16 protein-coding genes and 1 pseudogene are annotated in these 16,987 nt (G+C 61.3%); 10 read left to right on the top strand and 7 right to left on the bottom strand.

Translation table 11 applies throughout. The features are described from left to right. Positions 1-24: 24 nt before the first annotated feature. The 3 genes from ACSQ8V_RS08335 to ACSQ8V_RS08325 form a co-directional block, all read right to left on the bottom strand. Positions 25-741 (bottom strand): alpha/beta fold hydrolase, encoded by a 717-nt coding sequence (locus tag ACSQ8V_RS08335; RefSeq protein WP_436181577.1) that lies wholly within the window; start codon positions 739-741, stop codon positions 25-27. A gap of 268 nt (positions 742-1,009) precedes the next feature. After that, on the bottom strand, positions 1,010-1,666 hold the full coding sequence (locus ACSQ8V_RS08330) for a hypothetical protein (RefSeq protein WP_436205417.1): 657 nt from the start codon (positions 1,664-1,666) through the stop codon (positions 1,010-1,012). Between the two features lie 278 nt (positions 1,667-1,944). After that, entirely contained in the window at positions 1,945-2,553 is a 609-nt protein-coding gene (locus ACSQ8V_RS08325; protein WP_436205416.1) for a short chain dehydrogenase, read from the bottom strand. Positions 2,554-2,643: 90 nt separating this feature from the next. Here ACSQ8V_RS08325 and ACSQ8V_RS08320 point away from each other — a divergent pair, with 90 nt between their 5' ends. Next, a complete protein-coding gene (locus ACSQ8V_RS08320) occupies positions 2,644-3,261 on the top strand; it encodes a TetR/AcrR family transcriptional regulator (protein WP_436181574.1) in 618 nt (205 codons plus the stop codon). Between the two features lie 27 nt (positions 3,262-3,288). On the opposite strand, the gene ACSQ8V_RS08315 is transcribed toward ACSQ8V_RS08320, so the two are convergent. Both ACSQ8V_RS08315 and ACSQ8V_RS08310 read right to left on the bottom strand, forming a co-directional pair. After that, positions 3,289-3,453 carry a 2Fe-2S iron-sulfur cluster-binding protein gene (locus ACSQ8V_RS08315; RefSeq protein ID WP_436181573.1) on the bottom strand — a complete coding sequence of 55 codons (165 nt, stop codon included), beginning with the start codon at positions 3,451-3,453 and terminating at the stop codon, positions 3,289-3,291. Positions 3,454-3,876: 423 nt separating this feature from the next. Further along, complete coding sequence (locus ACSQ8V_RS08310) at positions 3,877-4,770, bottom strand: AraC family transcriptional regulator (protein ID WP_436181572.1); 894 nt, start codon at positions 4,768-4,770, stop codon at positions 3,877-3,879. Between the two features lie 229 nt (positions 4,771-4,999). Between ACSQ8V_RS08310 and ACSQ8V_RS08305 the strand changes: the two genes are divergently transcribed. From ACSQ8V_RS08305 to ACSQ8V_RS08290, 4 genes are all read left to right on the top strand, one after another. Further along, positions 5,000-5,923: an SDR family oxidoreductase gene (locus ACSQ8V_RS08305; RefSeq protein WP_436181571.1), complete on the top strand. Its 924-nt coding sequence runs from the start codon at positions 5,000-5,002 to the stop codon at positions 5,921-5,923. Between the two features lie 69 nt (positions 5,924-5,992). Continuing rightward, complete coding sequence (locus tag ACSQ8V_RS08300) at positions 5,993-6,280, top strand: hypothetical protein (RefSeq protein ID WP_436181570.1); 288 nt, start codon at positions 5,993-5,995, stop codon at positions 6,278-6,280. A 115-nt stretch (positions 6,281-6,395) separates the two neighbouring features. Beyond that, entirely contained in the window at positions 6,396-6,788 is a 393-nt protein-coding gene (locus tag ACSQ8V_RS08295) for a carboxylesterase family protein (protein ID WP_436205415.1), read from the top strand. Then, on the top strand, positions 6,760-7,440 hold the full coding sequence (locus ACSQ8V_RS08290; RefSeq protein WP_436205414.1) for a carboxylesterase family protein: 681 nt from the start codon (positions 6,760-6,762) through the stop codon (positions 7,438-7,440). The genes ACSQ8V_RS08295 and ACSQ8V_RS08290 overlap by 29 nt, the downstream gene beginning before the upstream one ends. 49 nt (positions 7,441-7,489) lie before the next feature. Here ACSQ8V_RS08290 and ACSQ8V_RS08285 read toward each other — a convergent pair whose 3' ends face one another. Further along, positions 7,490-7,984 (bottom strand): hypothetical protein, encoded by a 495-nt coding sequence (locus ACSQ8V_RS08285; protein ID WP_436205413.1) that lies wholly within the window; start codon positions 7,982-7,984, stop codon positions 7,490-7,492. Between the two features lie 377 nt (positions 7,985-8,361). Between ACSQ8V_RS08285 and ACSQ8V_RS08280 the strand changes: the two genes are divergently transcribed. The 5 genes from ACSQ8V_RS08280 to ACSQ8V_RS08260 all read left to right on the top strand — a co-directional run bounded on the left by ACSQ8V_RS08280 (position 8,362) and on the right by ACSQ8V_RS08260 (position 15,771). Continuing rightward, complete coding sequence (locus ACSQ8V_RS08280) at positions 8,362-11,121, top strand: ABC transporter permease subunit (RefSeq protein ID WP_436181566.1); 2,760 nt, start codon at positions 8,362-8,364, stop codon at positions 11,119-11,121. Then, positions 11,118-11,819, top strand: a complete 702-nt coding sequence (locus ACSQ8V_RS08275; protein ID WP_436181565.1) for an ABC transporter ATP-binding protein — start codon at positions 11,118-11,120, stop codon at positions 11,817-11,819. Before ACSQ8V_RS08280 ends, ACSQ8V_RS08275 begins: the two co-directional genes overlap by 4 nt. Before the next feature lie 78 nt (positions 11,820-11,897). After that, on the top strand, positions 11,898-13,121 hold the full coding sequence (locus ACSQ8V_RS08270; protein ID WP_436205412.1) for an ABC transporter substrate-binding protein: 1,224 nt from the start codon (positions 11,898-11,900) through the stop codon (positions 13,119-13,121). Beyond that, positions 13,118-14,512 (top strand): LLM class flavin-dependent oxidoreductase, encoded by a 1,395-nt coding sequence (locus ACSQ8V_RS08265; protein ID WP_436181562.1) that lies wholly within the window; start codon positions 13,118-13,120, stop codon positions 14,510-14,512. Before ACSQ8V_RS08270 ends, ACSQ8V_RS08265 begins: the two co-directional genes overlap by 4 nt. Positions 14,513-14,526: 14 nt before the next feature. Beyond that, on the top strand, positions 14,527-15,771 hold the full coding sequence (locus ACSQ8V_RS08260; RefSeq protein WP_436205411.1) for a monooxygenase: 1,245 nt from the start codon (positions 14,527-14,529) through the stop codon (positions 15,769-15,771). A 56-nt stretch (positions 15,772-15,827) separates the two neighbouring features. On the opposite strand, the pseudogene ssuD reads toward ACSQ8V_RS08260, so the two are convergent. Continuing rightward, positions 15,828-16,956 (bottom strand): annotated as a pseudogene (gene ssuD, locus ACSQ8V_RS08255) (FMNH2-dependent alkanesulfonate monooxygenase). Positions 16,957-16,987 lie beyond the last annotated feature (31 nt).

Genomic DNA, 16,987 nt, shown 5'->3' with positions numbered 1-16,987 from the left:
CCGGAGGCAATACGGGGGGGAACGTCACCGGACGTCTGCGGCAGCAAGCAGTATCCGCACGAGTTCGTCAGGCTCGTGGAGCATGACATCATGATCAGACGCCACCGCGTGGACCTGCCAGTCGTCCTGCTGACGCAGTTCCGAGGCCCGTGTTCTGAACGGCGACGATGCGAATTCCGTCGCCTCGATGAAAACACGCCGGATTCTGCCGTCAATCTCTCCGCGCAAAGACAGCTTCTGTTCGATGCAGCGCAGCGGATGTGGCGTACTCAGACGTGCAACTCGCTGATGATAATCCGGATCATGAGGCCTGACCTGGACCGCTGGAGGTTTGACCATCCACCCGCCACTTTCATGATCCACGCGACTCAGATGAGCGTCCCTGCGCTCAGGCGACGTTGCATCCAGCATCGACATGCCGTGCTCCGGCACGAAAGCGTCCAGATAGACGAGCGTGTTCAGGCGCTCGGGGATACGGTCCGCCACGCCCGTAATCACGAAACCCGCATATGAATGACCGCACAGCACCACATCCGACAGATCCTCCCACTTCACGAGATTGACGATGTCGAGAATATGCGTTTCGAGATCGACCTCGGGACCGGCCAGATGGCTGCGATCCGCAAGGCCAGTCAGGCTCGGCGAATAGACCTCGTGCCCCAGCGCGCGCAATGCAGAGGCGACACGGGACCAGCACCATTGCCCGCGCCACGCGCCGTGCACAAGAACGAACGTCGACATTTCAACCTCCAGGCCACGAGTTCACAAAGTTCCGCGATCCCGCAGCCACGGGTGCCCATCACGTCGATATATTGAATCGAAAGCATTGCAGCACGATCGGAGGGTAGAAACCCTCCGCAGGATCACGCTCCAATATGCCCCGAATGGCGGTTGCCATCGCGCTCAATTCGGCCATCCATAGTCGCGATCGGGACAACAATCGGAACCGGCCATTCGAGTCACGAAGATGTCCGCATCAGTTTTGACCGGTTCTCCACGTGCCTGCCATTCAGGACGACGATTTGGGCGCCTTTTCCGCCGCAACAAGCGCCGTTTCAAGCGTGAGAAATTCCGTCTGGCTCGCGCTTCCGTCACCGTTCTGATCCATCAACGTCAGCAGCGATTGCGAGCCGGCGCTGCTGCTGTCTGTGGATGTCGCCGCGAGTCCTTGCAGCAACACGGCATTCGTGAGGGGATTGCTGTCGTTCGCGCCAAGTGCTCCGAAAAGCTGGTCAGCTTGAGTCTTGCTGCCACCGAACTGCTCGACGACCTGTTCGAATGCTGCCTCGCTGATCTCCCCATCCTGCTTACCTTCGGCATTGGTCGGAGGTGCGACGGTTCCCGAATTGAGCGTTCGAAGATAGCTGGCGAGATCTGCCGGGTTATCTCGTACCGACGACAACGACGGCAGATCCAGTCCGGCGATGCTGCTCTGAGTCAGAGTCACACCTTCTGACGAGAGTGCTGCAAGCGATTTTGCTTCCGGACTGAGCGTGACCTGCGTCGACGACTGAGAGCTCACGTCTGCGGACGATGCCTGCGCTGAAGCAGAGGCGCCGCCCGCGCTCGCGTCGAGCGCCGACGATGCCGCAGGCGACGACTGCCCTTTTCCTGCCTGGGCATAAACGTTTTCTCCGGGGTCAGAGCCAATCGATGATAAAGCCATGAATACTCTCCGATAGGAATGCGGGATACAAGCGCAGTGCTCTCGTGTGGAATCCTTCCACCGAGCACTACGCCACTTGTTTACGGCCTCATACGGTTCAGGTTTAGGACACAACTGTCCAGTACCCGGCACTCCACCGCTGCGAATCGTCTTGTGTCTTTTTCGTCTGCATCGCATATGCAACCGCAATTGCCGTCCCCTCAGTCGAATCATTACTGAAGCACTGACATGACTGTCACAACGAAATCCGCAGCCGTCCGATTTCGAGGCCATCCGATTCAGCAATCCGTCTTATAGAGCTTGAGAACGCGCCCGGTAAACGGATTGGAAATCGCACGAAGATAGGCTTGCCCGACCTCCCAGGCGTCAACAGGAATGAAACCCGGGAAATACGGATGATAGGCAACAGACTCGGTCAGCACGGTGGGACTCACGCAGTTAATCCTCAAACCGCGCGGTAATTCGACGGCGGCCGACTTCGTGAAGCCCTCGACGATGTGATTGACAACGGTACCGATAGCACCGCCGGCCAGATATTCATCCGTCAACACGCCCGAAATCAGCGTGAATGAACCCTTGTCCGCGATATACGGAAGTGCCGCCCGCACCAGATTAATCTGCCCCATGCCCTTCGCCTTGATCGAATCGGCCCATTGCTCGTCCGTCGTCAGTTCAAGCGGTGCCGGGAAAACATCCCCCGCCGCGCACGCCACCGCATCGAAATGACCGACTGTGCTGAAGAGGGCTTTCAGGCTTGCCATATCTGAAAGGTCTGCCCGGAAATCCGCGGACGAACGAGAGACAGACACGACCTCGTGCCCCTTTTCTTGCAGCGCTGCCTTCACGGCGGCGCCCACCGTGCCGATCCTGATAACGATTGCTCGCATGACTTCCTCATAAATTTACAGTGACTGTAAAAAAAATTATCGCATTTACTGTAAAATTTCACGCACTGATTTCGACTGAAAGTGGCACCCATGACGGACAAGGAAGAGAAGAAGGAAGGACTGCGCGAACGCAAGCGCCGCGAAACGCTTGAACGCATCGCTGAAACCGGCCTGCGGCTATTCGTGGAAAATGGCTACGACGGCACAACACTGGAGGCCATCGCGACCGAGGCCGGTATCTCCGCGCGGACGTTCTTCTACTACTTCAAGAGCAAGGAAGACATTCTGAGATACTGGCAGGGCGACGGCTTCCTCGAAGCGCTGCGCCCGTCCCTGATGGCCATATCGTCCAGGCAGGCGCCGCTCACCGCCGTACGTCATTGCCTGATTGAACTGGTCTCCCGCTACGAAAACAAGCGATCCATCGTCGTGGACAACCTCATGCGCTCGACGGAAGCACTGCGCGCCCAGAAGCAGGCGATCTTTGTCGAGATGGAAACGACCGTATTCGAGGCCCTGTGCGAGGTGTGGCCGGACCAGAAACGTTGGGCGACGCTGCGTGCTGTTGCGATGGTAGCCATCGGGACGATGCGGCTGGCCATGGAAGACTGGCGCGACGGCAAAGGCAAGCGCCCCCTGGCCGATTATCTGAGCGAGGGTTTCGCGAGATTGCAGACGGAAATTCGTGCCTCGCGGACCAGGGCATAAATCCCTGTCAAGCCAGCACTCGATCCATCAGAGATCGAGCGTGATTTCGCCAGATGTCGCACGCGACACACAGACCGCCAACAGACTGTCTCGCGAGCTTCGATGCAAACAAATGTCGTTGTGCTCGACTCTTCCCTTGCTGTAACCAATGACACACGTACCGCAAGACCCCGTCTCGCAGGAGGACGGCACATCCAATCCATCCGCTTTAACACTGAGGTTGTGAAACGGCAGGCGCACGATGAGACATGGTAAAACAAGGCAGCTAGTATCGCCATAATACCGACCGCAAGATGACCCACGTATCCACACTCAGCAAGCAGTCGCGCGAGTCTTCGTGACTTTATTGAAGATAAAGGTCATCTATCGCATACGTCAATCGCGGTCTGGCGTGAGAACAATGCGACCGTTAAGCGCGCGATCTTCGGGATGGCGCAGCGCTGGGAATTCGTCGACCATTAGCAACAGCTTGGGGCGACGCGCGATGCCGTCGCTGACGAGGTACAGTGAAACGGGATGCTCGGGCGCAATCAGAAAAGGTTCGTCGAATTCTGCCCTGCTAAAACGAGGCGGCCGGCGCCCACTTACCCGCGCAAGCCTGGACCGCTGACGTACCTATACTGAAACAGATTTCAGTTCGGTGACGTCGCGCTTGGGCGGCGTACCAAACATGCGCGCATATTCCCGGCTGAACTGCGATGGGCTTTCGTATCCCACCTGGAATGCAGCGTGAGAGACACTTACGTCGTTCGATGCCATCAATCGCCGCGCCTCCAGCAGCCGGAGCTGTTTCTGGTACTGAAGCGGCGTCATCGAAGTGAGCATCTTGAAGTGTTGGTGAAAGGATGTCGCGCTCATGCGGGCAGCTGCGGCGAGATGCTCGATCCTGACCGGCCGGGTGAAGTTTTCCCGTAGCAGATAAATGGCTTCAGCTACGCGCTGCATATGGCTATTGGGCAAGACGAGCTTGCATATCTCGCCCGCATACGGGCCTGTAAGCAGCCAGAAGCAGATTTCGCGCATGATCATCGGCTGAAGGATCGCAATTGCCTTCGGATTGTCCAGAAGGCGCACGAGCCGAACTACGCAATCGGCAAGCCCGCCATCCAGAGGCGAAGCAAACACGCCAATGCCCTGATTGTTCGACGGAACAGGCGGCTCATCGAGCTGATCCATGACCTCGCGAAGCACACCTATGTCGAGATCAATCGTAATGCCGAGATAGGGTCGCTCCTTGCTGGCCTTCGTCACGCGTCCGAATGCCGGCATTTCTACGGCGACGAGCAGGAAACCCATTTCGCCATAGTCGAAGACGGCCTCGCCAAAGGCAACCTCCTTCATGCCCTGGACGGTGATGCAAAGCGATGGTTTGTAGACCACGCCATTCGGCAAGGTCTTCTCGCTCAGCCTGATGATATGCACGCCGTCGACGGCGGTCGGAAAAAAACCGTCTCCTTGCCCTTTCGGGGCAAGGAGACGGTTTACGACTTCGACAAGGGCTGAGGTCACGGCCAGGCTCCAGGATTTCCGGGGAATTCTAGCTGATATCTGCAGGATCCAAACCGCCTAGATCAGCCGTCCTGAAGGAATAGGCAAGAAATCTGAGAGATCGGGCATTTAGCCTAAAGGCTGTAGCGCCTACCCTTGCAGAGCGGGAAACACGCGTGAGGCGGTTTTTGTCCATCGAACTCGTTCTTCGCCCCCCTGCCTCGCCCAATAAGCCACGTAAGGTAAAAACATGAGCAAATGGACCACCTCCGACCTTCCTCCACAGCATGGCCGCTCCGCAGTTGTCACCGGGACGGGCGGCCTCGGCTTCGAAGACGCGCTGGCGCTGGCGCGTGCCGGCTGTGAAGTGATCGTCGCAGGACGCGCCCCCCAAAAGGGCCAGGAAGCGCTCGCGAGAATTCGTGCGCAGGTGCCTGGCGCTAAGGTCTGCTTCGAACAGGTCGATCTCGCCAGCCTCGCCTCAATCGCGGCGTTCGGGAAACGGCTAAACGCCAATCGAGATAGCCTCGATCTCCTCATCAACAATGCAGGCGTGATGACGCCGCCCAATCGTCGCGAGACGTCGGATGGCTTCGAGCTGCAATTCGGGACAAACTATCTGGGTCATTTCGCCTTGACCGCACATCTGCTACCCTTGCTGCGCAAAGGCCACACGCCACGCGTCATCACCCTCTCCAGCGTCGCCGCTCGCAGCGGAAAGATCGACTTCGACGACCTCAATGCGAAGCGGAAATACAAGCCGATGCCCGTCTACAGCCAATCGAAGCTCGCCTGCCTGATGTTCGCGTTCGAGTTGCAGCGCCGCAGTGAAACATCAGGCTGGGGCATCACCAGCATCGCCGCGCATCCTGGTATCTCCCGGACCGATCTTCTGCATAACGCCCCTGGACGCCGAAGCCTCTTCGGCATGGTTCGTTCCGCCTTCTGGTTCCTGTTTCAACCGGCGGCCCAGGGGGCGCTGCCGACCCTGTTCGCCGCCGCCGCGCCGACCGCCAGGCCAGGCGGCTACTACGGACCGGACAAGATGAACGAGATACGCGGTTATCCCAGCCCGGCGAAAGCGCCCCCTGCATCGCTCGACAAGCAGGTCGCCAGGCGACTGTGGGATGTGTCGGAGGAGCTCACCGGCATCCGCTTTGGTCAGGTGGTCTGATGCACCGGGCGCTCGTCTATGTGGCATTCGGCTGGCTGACCTTCGGCGGGATGATGCATTTCCTGATCGATGTCATCTCCCAATACGCGCGGCAAGCGCGCGCCGGGACCGGAAACGACGCTCTACTACGGACTGAACACGTCGTTCGCTCTTGGGCAGGTCGCGTTCGGTTTGATCTGTCTCTGGCTGGCCTGGCATGCGCCGGCGATCCTCGACGGTCGCCCCGTCATGGCACTCGCCTTCGTCGCAGCGGCGGCCTGGCTGGCGATCACTTTCCTCTTCATGGGCTATTGGGAGCCGAAGCTGAACACCGGCATCTTCGCCGTTCTCCTGATCGCTGCAGCCCTGACAACCTGAGAACCCGCCGAGTGTCAGTCCTATGTCAGAACTCGATGCTCGCGAGCTTGGATCAGATGCGCCTTCGTGGGAGAAAACCCAATACCCAGTCGCGCAACCGAGTTGGCGCAGCGCCATGAAAACGAAGCAGCAAGTCGGTTTCGTAGGCTGTCATAGAACTTACACGGAGCAATCCGGAAATCATTTCAAGATGCTGACAATCGACCTGAAGCTCCCTACGGGAGCAATCCGCGGCGTCGCGCGCGATGCTAACGGCGTGCTGGCGTTCAAGGGCATTCCTTACGCCGCTCCACCAACTGGCGAGTTGCGCTGGAAACCTCCGCAAGACGTGCCCGCGTGGCCGGGCGTGCGCGACGCAACTGTTTATGGCAATCCTGGCTTTGGTGCGCCAATACCCGGCCTCAAGAAGCTGACAAAAACACAGAGTGAAGACTGCCTGACACTCAACGTCTGGACTGGAGCGTGGCGAGCAGATCGACGTGCCACTGCTAGGTGGATGGAACGCTGATGAGCATACCTACTTGGTGCCGAGAGCACTTTCGCATCGAACCCCGGCCAGCTTCAAGAACGCCGGTGCGCGCCAGTTCGGCGAATCGAGGTTGAGCGACTTCCTCAAGTTCTATCCGGCTGACTCCAGCCAAACCGCCAAACGATCTGCCCAGCTGTTGATCGACGATCTGGTCATCAGCGAGCAAACCTGGGAGCGGCTAGGTGCGCATCGCGCGACATCGACATCGACGGTCTTCGTCTACAACTACCAACATTCTTCGGATTACTCACCTCATCCCGTCCACAGCGCGGAAGTGTCATTCGTATTCGGCAGCATCAATGACCGCCTGGATCCCTCCAGGCCGCGCGCAGGTCCGTCCGACGAGGCCTTGTCGGCCTTGATGATGTCTTACTGGACCAACTTCGCGTGTGATGGCAACCCGAACGGTCCAGGCCTTCCGACTTGGCCGGCCTATGAAGGACCAGGCTCGCAGGTGATGCGCTTCGGGGCGGCTCCAAGTGCTGCAGCCGGGGATGGAACGGAGCGATTTCGCTTCATCCAGTCGTTTCGAAAAAGCGGGCGACTTCCGGAGAATTGGAGAAACGTCAAAGCGGGAATGCCGACACCCATCGCAGCAATGCTCGCTAAATTGGTCCTCTTGGCCAAGTAGGTGCGAGGCTTGCACTTTGCAAAACCAAAATGCTGTAGCCAGTAGCCAATCAGACGCTGCCCTTTAACGCAGTCCCCGGCCACAGAATCGGCATTGTGAACCTCATACCAGACTCACTTACTTCAATAAGGAGCGGGAATTGGTCGACAGACTCGAAGACGAAATTGAAATCGCAGCAGTAATGTCCGGCTGGCTGCACCGTGATCTCGCGCAATGGGATGCGCTCGGCCCCTCGAAACAGGTATGCGACAGTGAGTTGCGAAACCATGGAGACGAGCCGCATCCAGAGCGTCAGCGTCATCGGCAAGGTGCTGGACACGGTCCGGATCGGGGAGCACAGGAAAGCGCTGTTCAGCGCGCGAAGGACGGACGGTGTGCATGGATGTTTGCGGTTACAGAACGAAAGACGGCGCAACGCGTGCGCCGCGGCAGTCGTTGACAAGTGAATGCCTGAGCTCAATTGGAACAGCGCCGATGAACCCGGCCTACCATCGAAATGGAGCAAATGCGGCTTTGTTACCGGAATCCTGCCGATGGCTTTCATTGGCCTGCAGCACTTCATCGAGAACGGACATTGCGTTCTCCTCGCGTGGCCACCGCGTCCAGGTAATTCCATACCGAAGAGCGCAGCGGCGCCGGCAACGAACGATTCGAGATAAGCATAGTCATCAATCGCCACAACCCAACGGCGCGCCAACGCTTCTCAAGCGAAATATTAAATATTCACTTAGTTGTGAAAAAAAGTCGTTTAGAGGCAGCAGGGTGATCCGGCAATAATCGGCATTCGATGCGCCACGCGCATCCGCAACCGACGTAGTTCCTTTCATCGAGCGATGTGAGTGCTCATGCTTAGCATGCCTATGCGCATGGACATACCTTCGCCGTCGAGTCCGGCATGCGTGACTCAACCGTGGAAACAAGATGCAGCACCTCATTGAATACGCGCTCCTCGGTTTGAGCATGGGCGGCGCCTATGCGCTGGTAGCGCTCGGTCTTGTCTCCGTTTTTCGCGGGACGGGTGTCGTCAATTTCGCGCAGGGCGCGATCGGCATGACGGCAACCTACATTTTCTGGAAGCTCTACGCGCACGCGGGCGTGCCGCTATGGGCCGCCATTTCGATCGGCTTGCTGACCGGCATTGCGATCAGCATCGCTTTTTATGCGTTCATTGGCCGGCGTCTTGTCGGCGCTTCGACTACGGTCAAGACCCTCGTGACGCTTGGCCTCTTGTTGCTGTTGCAGGCAATCGTCAGGATCGTCTGGACCAACCAGCAGGAGCGCGTCGCGAGCTTCCTGGTCTCGGGCGGCACCACCATTCTCGGTACGCGCGTCCAGTTTCTCGCGCTCGTGCTGGTCGGCGTGGCCGTCGTCCTGACTGTGCTGCTCACGCTGCTGTTCGAGCGCACCAGATTCGGGCACGTGACAACCGCGTTGCAGGACAGTCCGATGGGTGCGCAGGCGCTCGGCTTCTCACCTCACCCGTGGGGCGCCGCCGCGTGGGGCATTGCGGGTCTGCTCGCGGCGCTTGCCGGCATCCTGCTCAGCCCGATCACCGCGCTGAGCCCGGACGCATTGAGCAGTCTCGTGATCCCGTCGATTGGCGCCGCGCTCATCGCCGGCTTTCGCAAATTCTGGGTCGCGTTGCTGGTTGCGATCGCGACCGGGGTTGTCGAATCGCTGGCGATCGGCCTGTCCATAGAACCAGGCCTCGCCAAATCCATTCCGTATATCGTCACGCTCATCGCGCTCGTCATAAGCGGACGCAATCTGCCAGGACGCGGCACTGTCGATGCGCCGCGGCTATTTCGCGTGGGTTCAGGCACGGTCAGCCCGGCCGGTTTGGTGCTCGCACTTGCCGTGATCGCGGCGCTTGTCGGCTGGCTGCCGGACTACTGGTCCGACACCATGGCCTTGACCGCGATCTTCGCGCTGGTCGGCTTGTCGGTTGTCGTCGCGACCGGGTATGCAGGCCAGGTGAGCCTGCTTTCGCTCGGACTCACGGGCAGTTCCGCCTTGCTCGCGGGATGGCTCAACCAGGCAGGCGCGTCGCTGTTGCCCACGCTGGCCGGAACGGCCGTCGCGGCGGGCGCCATCGGATTTGTGATCGGCGTGCCTGCATCAAGGACGCGCGGCATCGGCCTGACCATCGCGACGCTTGCGATTTCAGCGATCATCGAAACGTGGATCTTTACGAGCGATCGATTTCTGAACGGCGTGCAAGGATGGACCGCGAGTCACGTCAGCGCCTTCGGATTTTCGTTCGATAACGCGTCGCACCCGCAGCGATTCGCGCTTCTTGCCTGGGCTATTGCGACGCTGGCCGCGCTTGGCGTCGCCGCGTTGCGTCGCAGCCGGGCCGGCCGTCGCATTCTCGCGGTCCGCTCCAACGAGCGGGCGGCTGCGGCAAGCGGCGTGTCGGTCATGCACGCGAAGATTGCCGCTTTGGCGATGTCCTCCGCGCTGGCCGGACTGGCCGGCGCACTGCTCGCGCTGCAAAGCGGCACGGTCGGGGGCCAGCGTTTCGGCGAAGGTTTTGCTTACGCCGATTCGCTTGCCGTGATCAGCATGACGGTCCTCTCCGGTGCAGGGTTTGTAGTGGGCGGCGTGCTGACCGGCGTGTTCGCGCCCGGCGGACTGCTCGCGCAGGTCCTGTCGTTCGAAGGCTCGATCAATGACTGGCTGTTCCTCGCGCTGTCGCTCAATCTCGTGTTCGTGCTCGTGAGCGAACCGGATGGTTTCGTCGCCCAGCTCATGCGCGGCGGCGCGCGCTTGCCCGCGCCTGTAAGACGCATCGGCGCGGCGCTCGCGCGCTGGCCGGCCTCTGCACCATCGCCTGTGGTTGCCGTGCGTTCGCAGGCCGTCGAGCGGCCGCGCGCGACGCCTGTCGACGGCCCCGCGCTGCAGGTCGAGAACCTGCGCGTGCAATACGGCGATGTAGTCGTCGTCGACGGCGTGACGCTGAGTCTCGCACCCGGCGAGATAGTCGGCGTGCTCGGCGCCAATGGCGCGGGCAAGAGCAGTCTGATCGATGCCATCACCGGCTTTATTCCCGCACGCGCGGGACGCATCGTGGTGAACGGCGCCGATGTCACCGGACTGCCGCCGCATCGCCGCGTTGCACGTGGCCTGACGCGCACGTTTCAGGACCATCTGCTGTTCGAGGATCTGTCGGTGCGCGAGAACCTGGAAACCGCGGCGGAGCGTCAGGACTGGCTCGCGTACCTGCTTGCGCCGTTCGGTCTGGCGCGACGACGTGCGTTGCCATCGGTCGATGCCGCGTCCCAGGCGGCCGGCATTGCCGCCCTGCTCGATACGACCGTGGAATCGCTGTCGCTCGGCTGGCACGCGCGGGTGACGATCGGCCGCGCACTTGCCGCGCGGCCTTCAGTGCTGTGTCTCGATGAACCCGCCGCAGCGCTCAGCCCCGAGGCGCGCGCGCATATCGTCGATGTGATTCGTCGTGCCGCGCATGAATCGGGTATCGCGATCCTGCTTGTCGAGCACAACATCGACGTGATCCTCGAAACCTGCGATGTCGCCATCGTGATGGATGCGGGCCGCGTCATCGCGCGTGGCAAACCAGCCGACGTGCTGCGGCTGCCGGACGTGAGGCGCGCCTATCTGGGCGACACGCTGGAAGAAACTCAACTTGCCGATCCGCAAACGGAGGCAGTGCAATGAGCACGCCCGTCCTCGAGGTACGCGGCCTCAGCGCCGGTTATGGCCGCCGGCAGGTGCTGCAAGACGTGTCGTTCAGCGTGCGCGCCGGCGAAGTGCTCGCGCTGCTCGGCCGCAATGGCGCCGGAAAATCGACGACGCTTTTGTCCATCGCAGGTTTCATCCCGGAAGCGCGCGGTCAGATCCTGTTGCATGGCCGGCCGCTCGAAGGTGCGCCTCACCAGCGCGCAAAAGCGGGGACGGGTCTCGTGATCAAGGGACGCAGCCTCTTCGCGTCGCTCACCGTCGCGGAGAACATGCGCCTCGCCGGGCTGAAGCCGGATGCGCTGCTTGGCATCTTTCCTGAACTCGAACCACGCCTCGCCGTGCTTGCCGGACAACTCAGCGGAGGCGAACAGCAAATGGTCGCGGTCGCCCGTGCGTTGCTGCGGCGTCCGCGCATCGTGTTGCTGGACGAGTTGACATTCGGCCTGAGTCCCTCGATGTCGCGCCGGGTCGTCGACGCCGTGCTCCGGCAAGCCAAAGCCGACGAGATCGCGGTGCTTGCGGTCGAGCAGCATCTGCACATCGCGGAACGCATCGCGACCCATGTTGCGATCATCGGCGATGGCGTCGTGAAGCTGCATCTGGATCGCGCCGAACTACTGCATCGCGCACACGAAATCGAGGCGATCTATCTTGGTGCGGTCACCGAAATCTAGCCATGTGAATCTGCCCTGCGCTTACTCAACGCCTACCCGGCCTGCGGGTCCATCCCTTCTTTTCTCTTCAACTGGCCTATGTCCCCACGATCCATTTCGTCCGCAGCGACACTGCTGCTCGCCCTGCTCGGCTTCGCCGCCACGGCAGCCCAAGCCGACGATAAAAGCCCTGTCCTCGTTGGCTTCATCATCGCGCAAAGCGGTTCGCCGTTCGCCGTAACCGACCCTGGCCGTGTTGCGACCATCGCCGCGCAAGCGGTGAACGATCAGGGCGGGATCAACGGCCGCAAGCTGGTCGTCGAGATTTGCGACACCAAGGGCCAACCCGCTGCGAGTCTCGCCTGCGCGCGGCGTCTGGCCGACAAAGGCGCGATCACCCTGATCGGCGGGCGCAGCGCAAACGGCGTCGACAAGATCCTGCGCGCGAAAAACATGGCGGCCTGGTTTCCGATGGGCAGCGATCCATCGGACGTTCGCAATCCGCTGTCCTTCATCACCGCGCTCAACGGCGCAGGCGCGGCACAAGGCACGTATCTCGGCGCAAAACGCTTTGGCGCCAAACGCGCTGTCTACGTGTCCATGCTCGGCAACACGATCTATCAGAACACCGCCAAATTCGGCTACGCGCAGGCAGGCGTGACGGATGTGACGATCATCGAAGTGCCGCCTTCGACGACTGACTTCGCGCCGTACATCGCGAAGATCAAGGAGCTGCATCCGGACGTCTGGGGCGGCATGCTTTACCCGCCCGAACAGCAGACGCTGCTGGTCGAGGCGGCCGCGCAGCAGGGTCTGACAATTCCATTTGTCAGCAGCAACAACGTGATCGAGGACGCCACCATTGCGGCGTTGAGCAAGGCGCCGTTTGCGAATTCCCTGGCGCTGGAGAAAGGCGAGGACGCAAAGCGCTTCCCGACGTGGGCCGAGTATGAAAGACAACTCGCCCGTTACGATCCGCATCACGACGTGAAAGGCCCGACCGACGGCACCACGACCACCGACTGGCTGGCCGTCTGGACCTTCGCGCAGATTGCCCGCAAGTTGCCGGTCGTGACTGTCGACAGCTTCCGCGACTACGTCTCGCGGGACAAGAACTTCACTACGGACGTGCTCCATCCGATCGACTTCACCGCCGTCGCGCCGGTCGACGGCATGCCGCGTCAGGAGAACATTTGGGCCTTTGCGGGTCACGTCCAGAACGGCCACGAAGTGGTCGATGACCCCGTGCCATACAGCGCGTGGCAGAAAACGGCGGTCAAGCCGTGGACCGCGCAGCAGATCGCGGAGGCCACCGGAAAATGAGCACATCATCCCGCACGCCCCGGCCGCTGATTTTCAACGCGTTCGCGCACGTCACACCCAACCATCACAGCCACGGCCTGTGGCGGCATCCTTCAGGCGCGCATCAACTGGACTTCTACAAGTTGCAGCCGTGGATAGAACTTGCGCAGACCGCCGAACGAGGTTTCTTCGATGTCGTGTTTCTTGCCGACGTCGCGGGCATCTACGAAACGTCCGACGGAAGCTGGCAGCAAGCCGTGCGAACCGGCATGCAGTTTCCGTCTCATGACCCGGCCGCGCTGGTATCGGCGCTTGCGGCGGCGACACGGAACATTGGCTTTGCGGTGACGAGTTCGGTGATTCAGGAGCATCCGTTCAGCTTCGCGCGCAAACTCTCGACGCTCGATCATCTGAGCGAAGGACGGGTTGCCTGGAACATCGTCACATCCTATCTCGACAACACTGCGCGCAACTACGGGCTCGATGGCCTTCCGAAGCACGACGACCGTTATGTGTGGGCCGAAGAATACGCAGAAGTGGTGTACAAGCTGTGGGAAGCAAGCTGGGAAGACAACGCCCTCGTCACCGATCCCGCAAGCGGCGTGTTCGTCGATCCCGCGCGCTTGCATGCGATCAATCATCACGGCGAGCGCTACCGTGTCGCCGGGCCGCATATCGTTCAGACCTCGCCGCAACGCACGCCAGTCCTGTTTCAGGCAGGCTCGTCCGAGGCCGGACGCCGCTTCGCCGCGCGGCATGCCGAGCTGACTTTCCTGCCGGCGACCACGCCGGAAACCGCCGCCGCCGATATTGCCGACCTGCGGCGGCGCACGGCGCAGGCCGGCCGCGATCCGAAGGACATTCGCGCCATTGTGATGCTGGCGCCGGTTATTGGCAGCACGGAAGCTGAAGCGAAAGCACGACGCGCGGAGATCCTGGAATCGTTCAGCCTGGAGGCGCTTGCCGCGTTCTGGAGTGGCAGCATAGGGGTCGACCTGACCACGATCGATCCGGCAACGCCACTGACGAAACTGCGGGAACAGAACGGCACCCGAGGCAAGATCCATGCATTGATCGACGCAGCGCCCGATGGCGTCGTGACATTCGCGGACGTATTGCGCAAGACCATCTCCGCACAGTTCGCGGGCACGCCGGAGCAGATCGCCGACGAGGTCGAGCGATGGGCGGCCGCGGGCGTCGCGGGCTTCAACGTAGTGCCCGTCACCACGCTTGGCTGGTGGAGCGAGTTCGTCGACCACGTCGTACCGGTATTGCAACGACGCGGCTTGATGCAGACGGAGTATGCCCAGGGCACGCTGCGAGAAAAGCTGTTCCGCGACGGTCCCTATCTGCCGGATCGCCATCCCGCTCGCCGTCTGCGCCCATGGGCGCCCTCCACACCATCCGCCTGAGCACACACAAGACCATGCCAACTGATCGTTCCACCTTGCCCTCCGATGCCATTGCGCATCATTGGGGCGCAGGCCCTACCCCGGGATATGACGCGCTCGCCGCACGCTTTCGACCGGTGTTCGCGCGCATCCGCGCGGGCAGTGTCGAGCGCGAGATCGAGCGGCGCTTGCCCGTCGAAGAAATCGAATGGCTGCGGCGAGCCGGCTTTACGGCCTTGCGCGTGCCGCATTGGAGCGATGCGAACGGCGTGACATTGCCCGAACTGTTCGCGCTGCTCGTCGAACTTTCCGAGGCCGATTCAAATCTCACGCAAGCGCTGCGCGCTCATTTCGGTTTCGTGGAACATGCGTTGGCGAAACCGCCGGCGCGCCGCGATGTCTGGCTGAACCGCCTCGCCGAGGGGCAGATCGTCGGCGCTGCATGGTCGGAGACCGGCGACGCGAAGCAAGCGAACTTTTCGACGGTGCTGAGCCAAGGCGAAAACGGCTGGCGTCTGAACGGCACCAAGTTCTATACGACGGGTTCGCTCTACGCAAACTGGATTCATGTCGGCGCTTCTGACGCGCAGGGCGCGCCGGTGTCCGTCACGATCGACCGCAAGGCGCGGGGCGTCGAAGTGCTGGACGACTGGGACGGTATGGGACAACGCCTGACGGCGAGCGGAACCAGCCGGTTTATCGATGTGCCGGTGGACGAAAACGAAATCGTGGCCGACGGTCCGCCGTTTGCCTATTCGGAGGCGTTCTACCAGCTGGTGCATCTTGCGACGCTGGCGGGAATCGGACGCGCGCTGGCGTCCGATGTCGCGGCCGCGCTGGCCACGCGCAAGCGCGGCTACAGTCACGCCGCGGCGCCATTGCCGGCAAACGATCCGCAACTGCTCGAAATTGCCGGGCGGTTGCGCGCGAACGCGTATTCGGCGGGTGCGATCGTCCGGCTGGCGGCCGTAGCACTGGAGCGGGCCGCAGCGTTCTCCGGTGAAACGACGGATGACGCGCTGCTCGCAGTCACGCAGGCCGAACTCGAGATCTGGCAGGCGCAGACGGTCGTATCGCAACTGGTGCTGGACGCGACGACGGACGCTTTCGATGCGCTGGGTGCATCGGCGACGCTTCGATCTGCCGGGCTCGATCGATACTGGCGTAACGCGCGGACCATCACCTCGCATAATCCGCGCGTCTACAAGGACAGGATCGTGGGCGACTTCGCGGTCAACGGCAAGCTGCCGCCGGGGCAGTGGCGCATCGGACAGGTTTGATGGCGTCGGCGCTGGCCGATCAGGGGGTCTTTCGATGTCTCATATGGAAGCCGATGCTATTGCTTGCTACTCACGGCGCGAACGTCGAACGCGCCGCCGGTCTGGCGCTGCATGGTGGTGACCGGTTTCTTGCCGGGCAATAGCGGAAACACCAGTTCGGCGAAGCGATACGCCTCTTCCAGATGCGGATACCCCGACAGCACAAAACTGTCGGCGCCCGCCTCGACGTATTCAAGCAAACGCTCGGCGACTGTTTGCGGGTCGCCGACCAGCGCCGTGCCTGCGCCGCCGCGTACGAGGCCCACGCCCGCCCCACAGATTCGGGCTGATCTCCAGCTTGTCGCGCTGGCCACCATGCAGCTCGGCCATCCGCTTTTGTCCAACCGAATCCATCCTGGCGAAGTTCTGCTGGGAGTCCGCGATGTCCTTGTCGGTGAGTTTGCTGATCAGGGAATCCGCCGCTGCCCACGCTTCATCGTTGGTTTCGCGGACTATCACATGCAGACGCACGCCAAAGCGCGGCTTGCGTCCGCGACGCGCAGCACGTTCCCGCACATCGGCGAACTTTGCGGCAACCGCCGCGGGCAGTTCGCCCCACGTCAGATATGTATCGACATGCTCCGCTGCAATTTCGTGTGCCGCCGGCGACGAGCCGCCAAAAAAGAGCGGAGGATATGGCTTTTGAACCGGCTCATGGAAGTTCTTTGCGCCTTTAACTCGCACATGCATGCCCTCGAAGTCAATTTCTTCTCCTGAGAACAGGCTGCGCCACACGGTCAGGAATTCGTTCGCGTATTCATAGCGCTGTTCATGATCGAGAAACACACCATCGGCGGCCAGCTCGGTTGCATCGCCGCCCGGCACCACGTTCAGCAGCAAACGACCGCCCAGTGCCTCATCGAGCGTGGCCGCCTGCCGCGCCGAAGCGGTGACATTGCCAAGCGAGGTACGCAGCGCGACGAGCAGTTTGATGCGACGCGTAACCGGAGCGAGACTGGCCGCCGTCACCCAGGGATCGAGACAACTGCTGCCAGTCGGGATAAGCAGACCATCGTAGCCAAGCTCGTCCGCGGCAACGGCTATCTGGCGCATATAAGCATTGGTTGGCGCGCGGCCCGAATCGGAGACCCCGAGATAACGCGTATCGCCGGATGTGGGTAAAAACCAGAAAATGTCGAGACTCATCATGCACTCCTCATGCGGCCCCGCAATTCAA

Source organism: Caballeronia sp. LjRoot31, assembly GCF_964253885.1.
Taxonomy (GTDB): domain Bacteria; phylum Pseudomonadota; class Gammaproteobacteria; order Burkholderiales; family Burkholderiaceae; genus Caballeronia.
Note: the sequence above shows the minus strand (reverse complement) of the source record. Positions and strands in the feature narration are given on the sequence as shown.

What these genes read in the sequence shown, in the direction of transcription:
- ACSQ8V_RS08335 (WP_436181577.1), bottom strand. Translation starts at nt 741, where the DNA reads ATGTCGACGTTCGTTCTTGTGCACGGCGCGTGGCGCGGGCAATGGTGC.
- ACSQ8V_RS08330 (WP_436205417.1), bottom strand. Translation starts at nt 1,666, where the DNA reads ATGGCTTTATCATCGATTGGCTCTGACCCCGGAGAAAACGTTTATGCC.
- ACSQ8V_RS08325 (WP_436205416.1), bottom strand. Translation starts at nt 2,553, where the DNA reads ATGCGAGCAATCGTTATCAGGATCGGCACGGTGGGCGCCGCCGTGAAG.
- ACSQ8V_RS08320 (WP_436181574.1), top strand. Translation starts at nt 2,644, where the DNA reads ATGACGGACAAGGAAGAGAAGAAGGAAGGACTGCGCGAACGCAAGCGC.
- ACSQ8V_RS08305 (WP_436181571.1), top strand. Translation starts at nt 5,000, where the DNA reads ATGAGCAAATGGACCACCTCCGACCTTCCTCCACAGCATGGCCGCTCC.
- ACSQ8V_RS08300 (WP_436181570.1), top strand. Translation starts at nt 5,993, where the DNA reads ATGTCATCTCCCAATACGCGCGGCAAGCGCGCGCCGGGACCGGAAACG.
- ACSQ8V_RS08295 (WP_436205415.1), top strand. Translation starts at nt 6,396, where the DNA reads ATGAAAACGAAGCAGCAAGTCGGTTTCGTAGGCTGTCATAGAACTTAC.
- ACSQ8V_RS08285 (WP_436205413.1), bottom strand. Translation starts at nt 7,984, where the DNA reads ATGAAAGCCATCGGCAGGATTCCGGTAACAAAGCCGCATTTGCTCCAT.
- ACSQ8V_RS08280 (WP_436181566.1), top strand. Translation starts at nt 8,362, where the DNA reads ATGCAGCACCTCATTGAATACGCGCTCCTCGGTTTGAGCATGGGCGGC.
- ACSQ8V_RS08275 (WP_436181565.1), top strand. Translation starts at nt 11,118, where the DNA reads ATGAGCACGCCCGTCCTCGAGGTACGCGGCCTCAGCGCCGGTTATGGC.
- ACSQ8V_RS08270 (WP_436205412.1), top strand. Translation starts at nt 11,898, where the DNA reads ATGTCCCCACGATCCATTTCGTCCGCAGCGACACTGCTGCTCGCCCTG.
- ACSQ8V_RS08265 (WP_436181562.1), top strand. Translation starts at nt 13,118, where the DNA reads ATGAGCACATCATCCCGCACGCCCCGGCCGCTGATTTTCAACGCGTTC.
- ACSQ8V_RS08260 (WP_436205411.1), top strand. Translation starts at nt 14,527, where the DNA reads ATGCCAACTGATCGTTCCACCTTGCCCTCCGATGCCATTGCGCATCAT.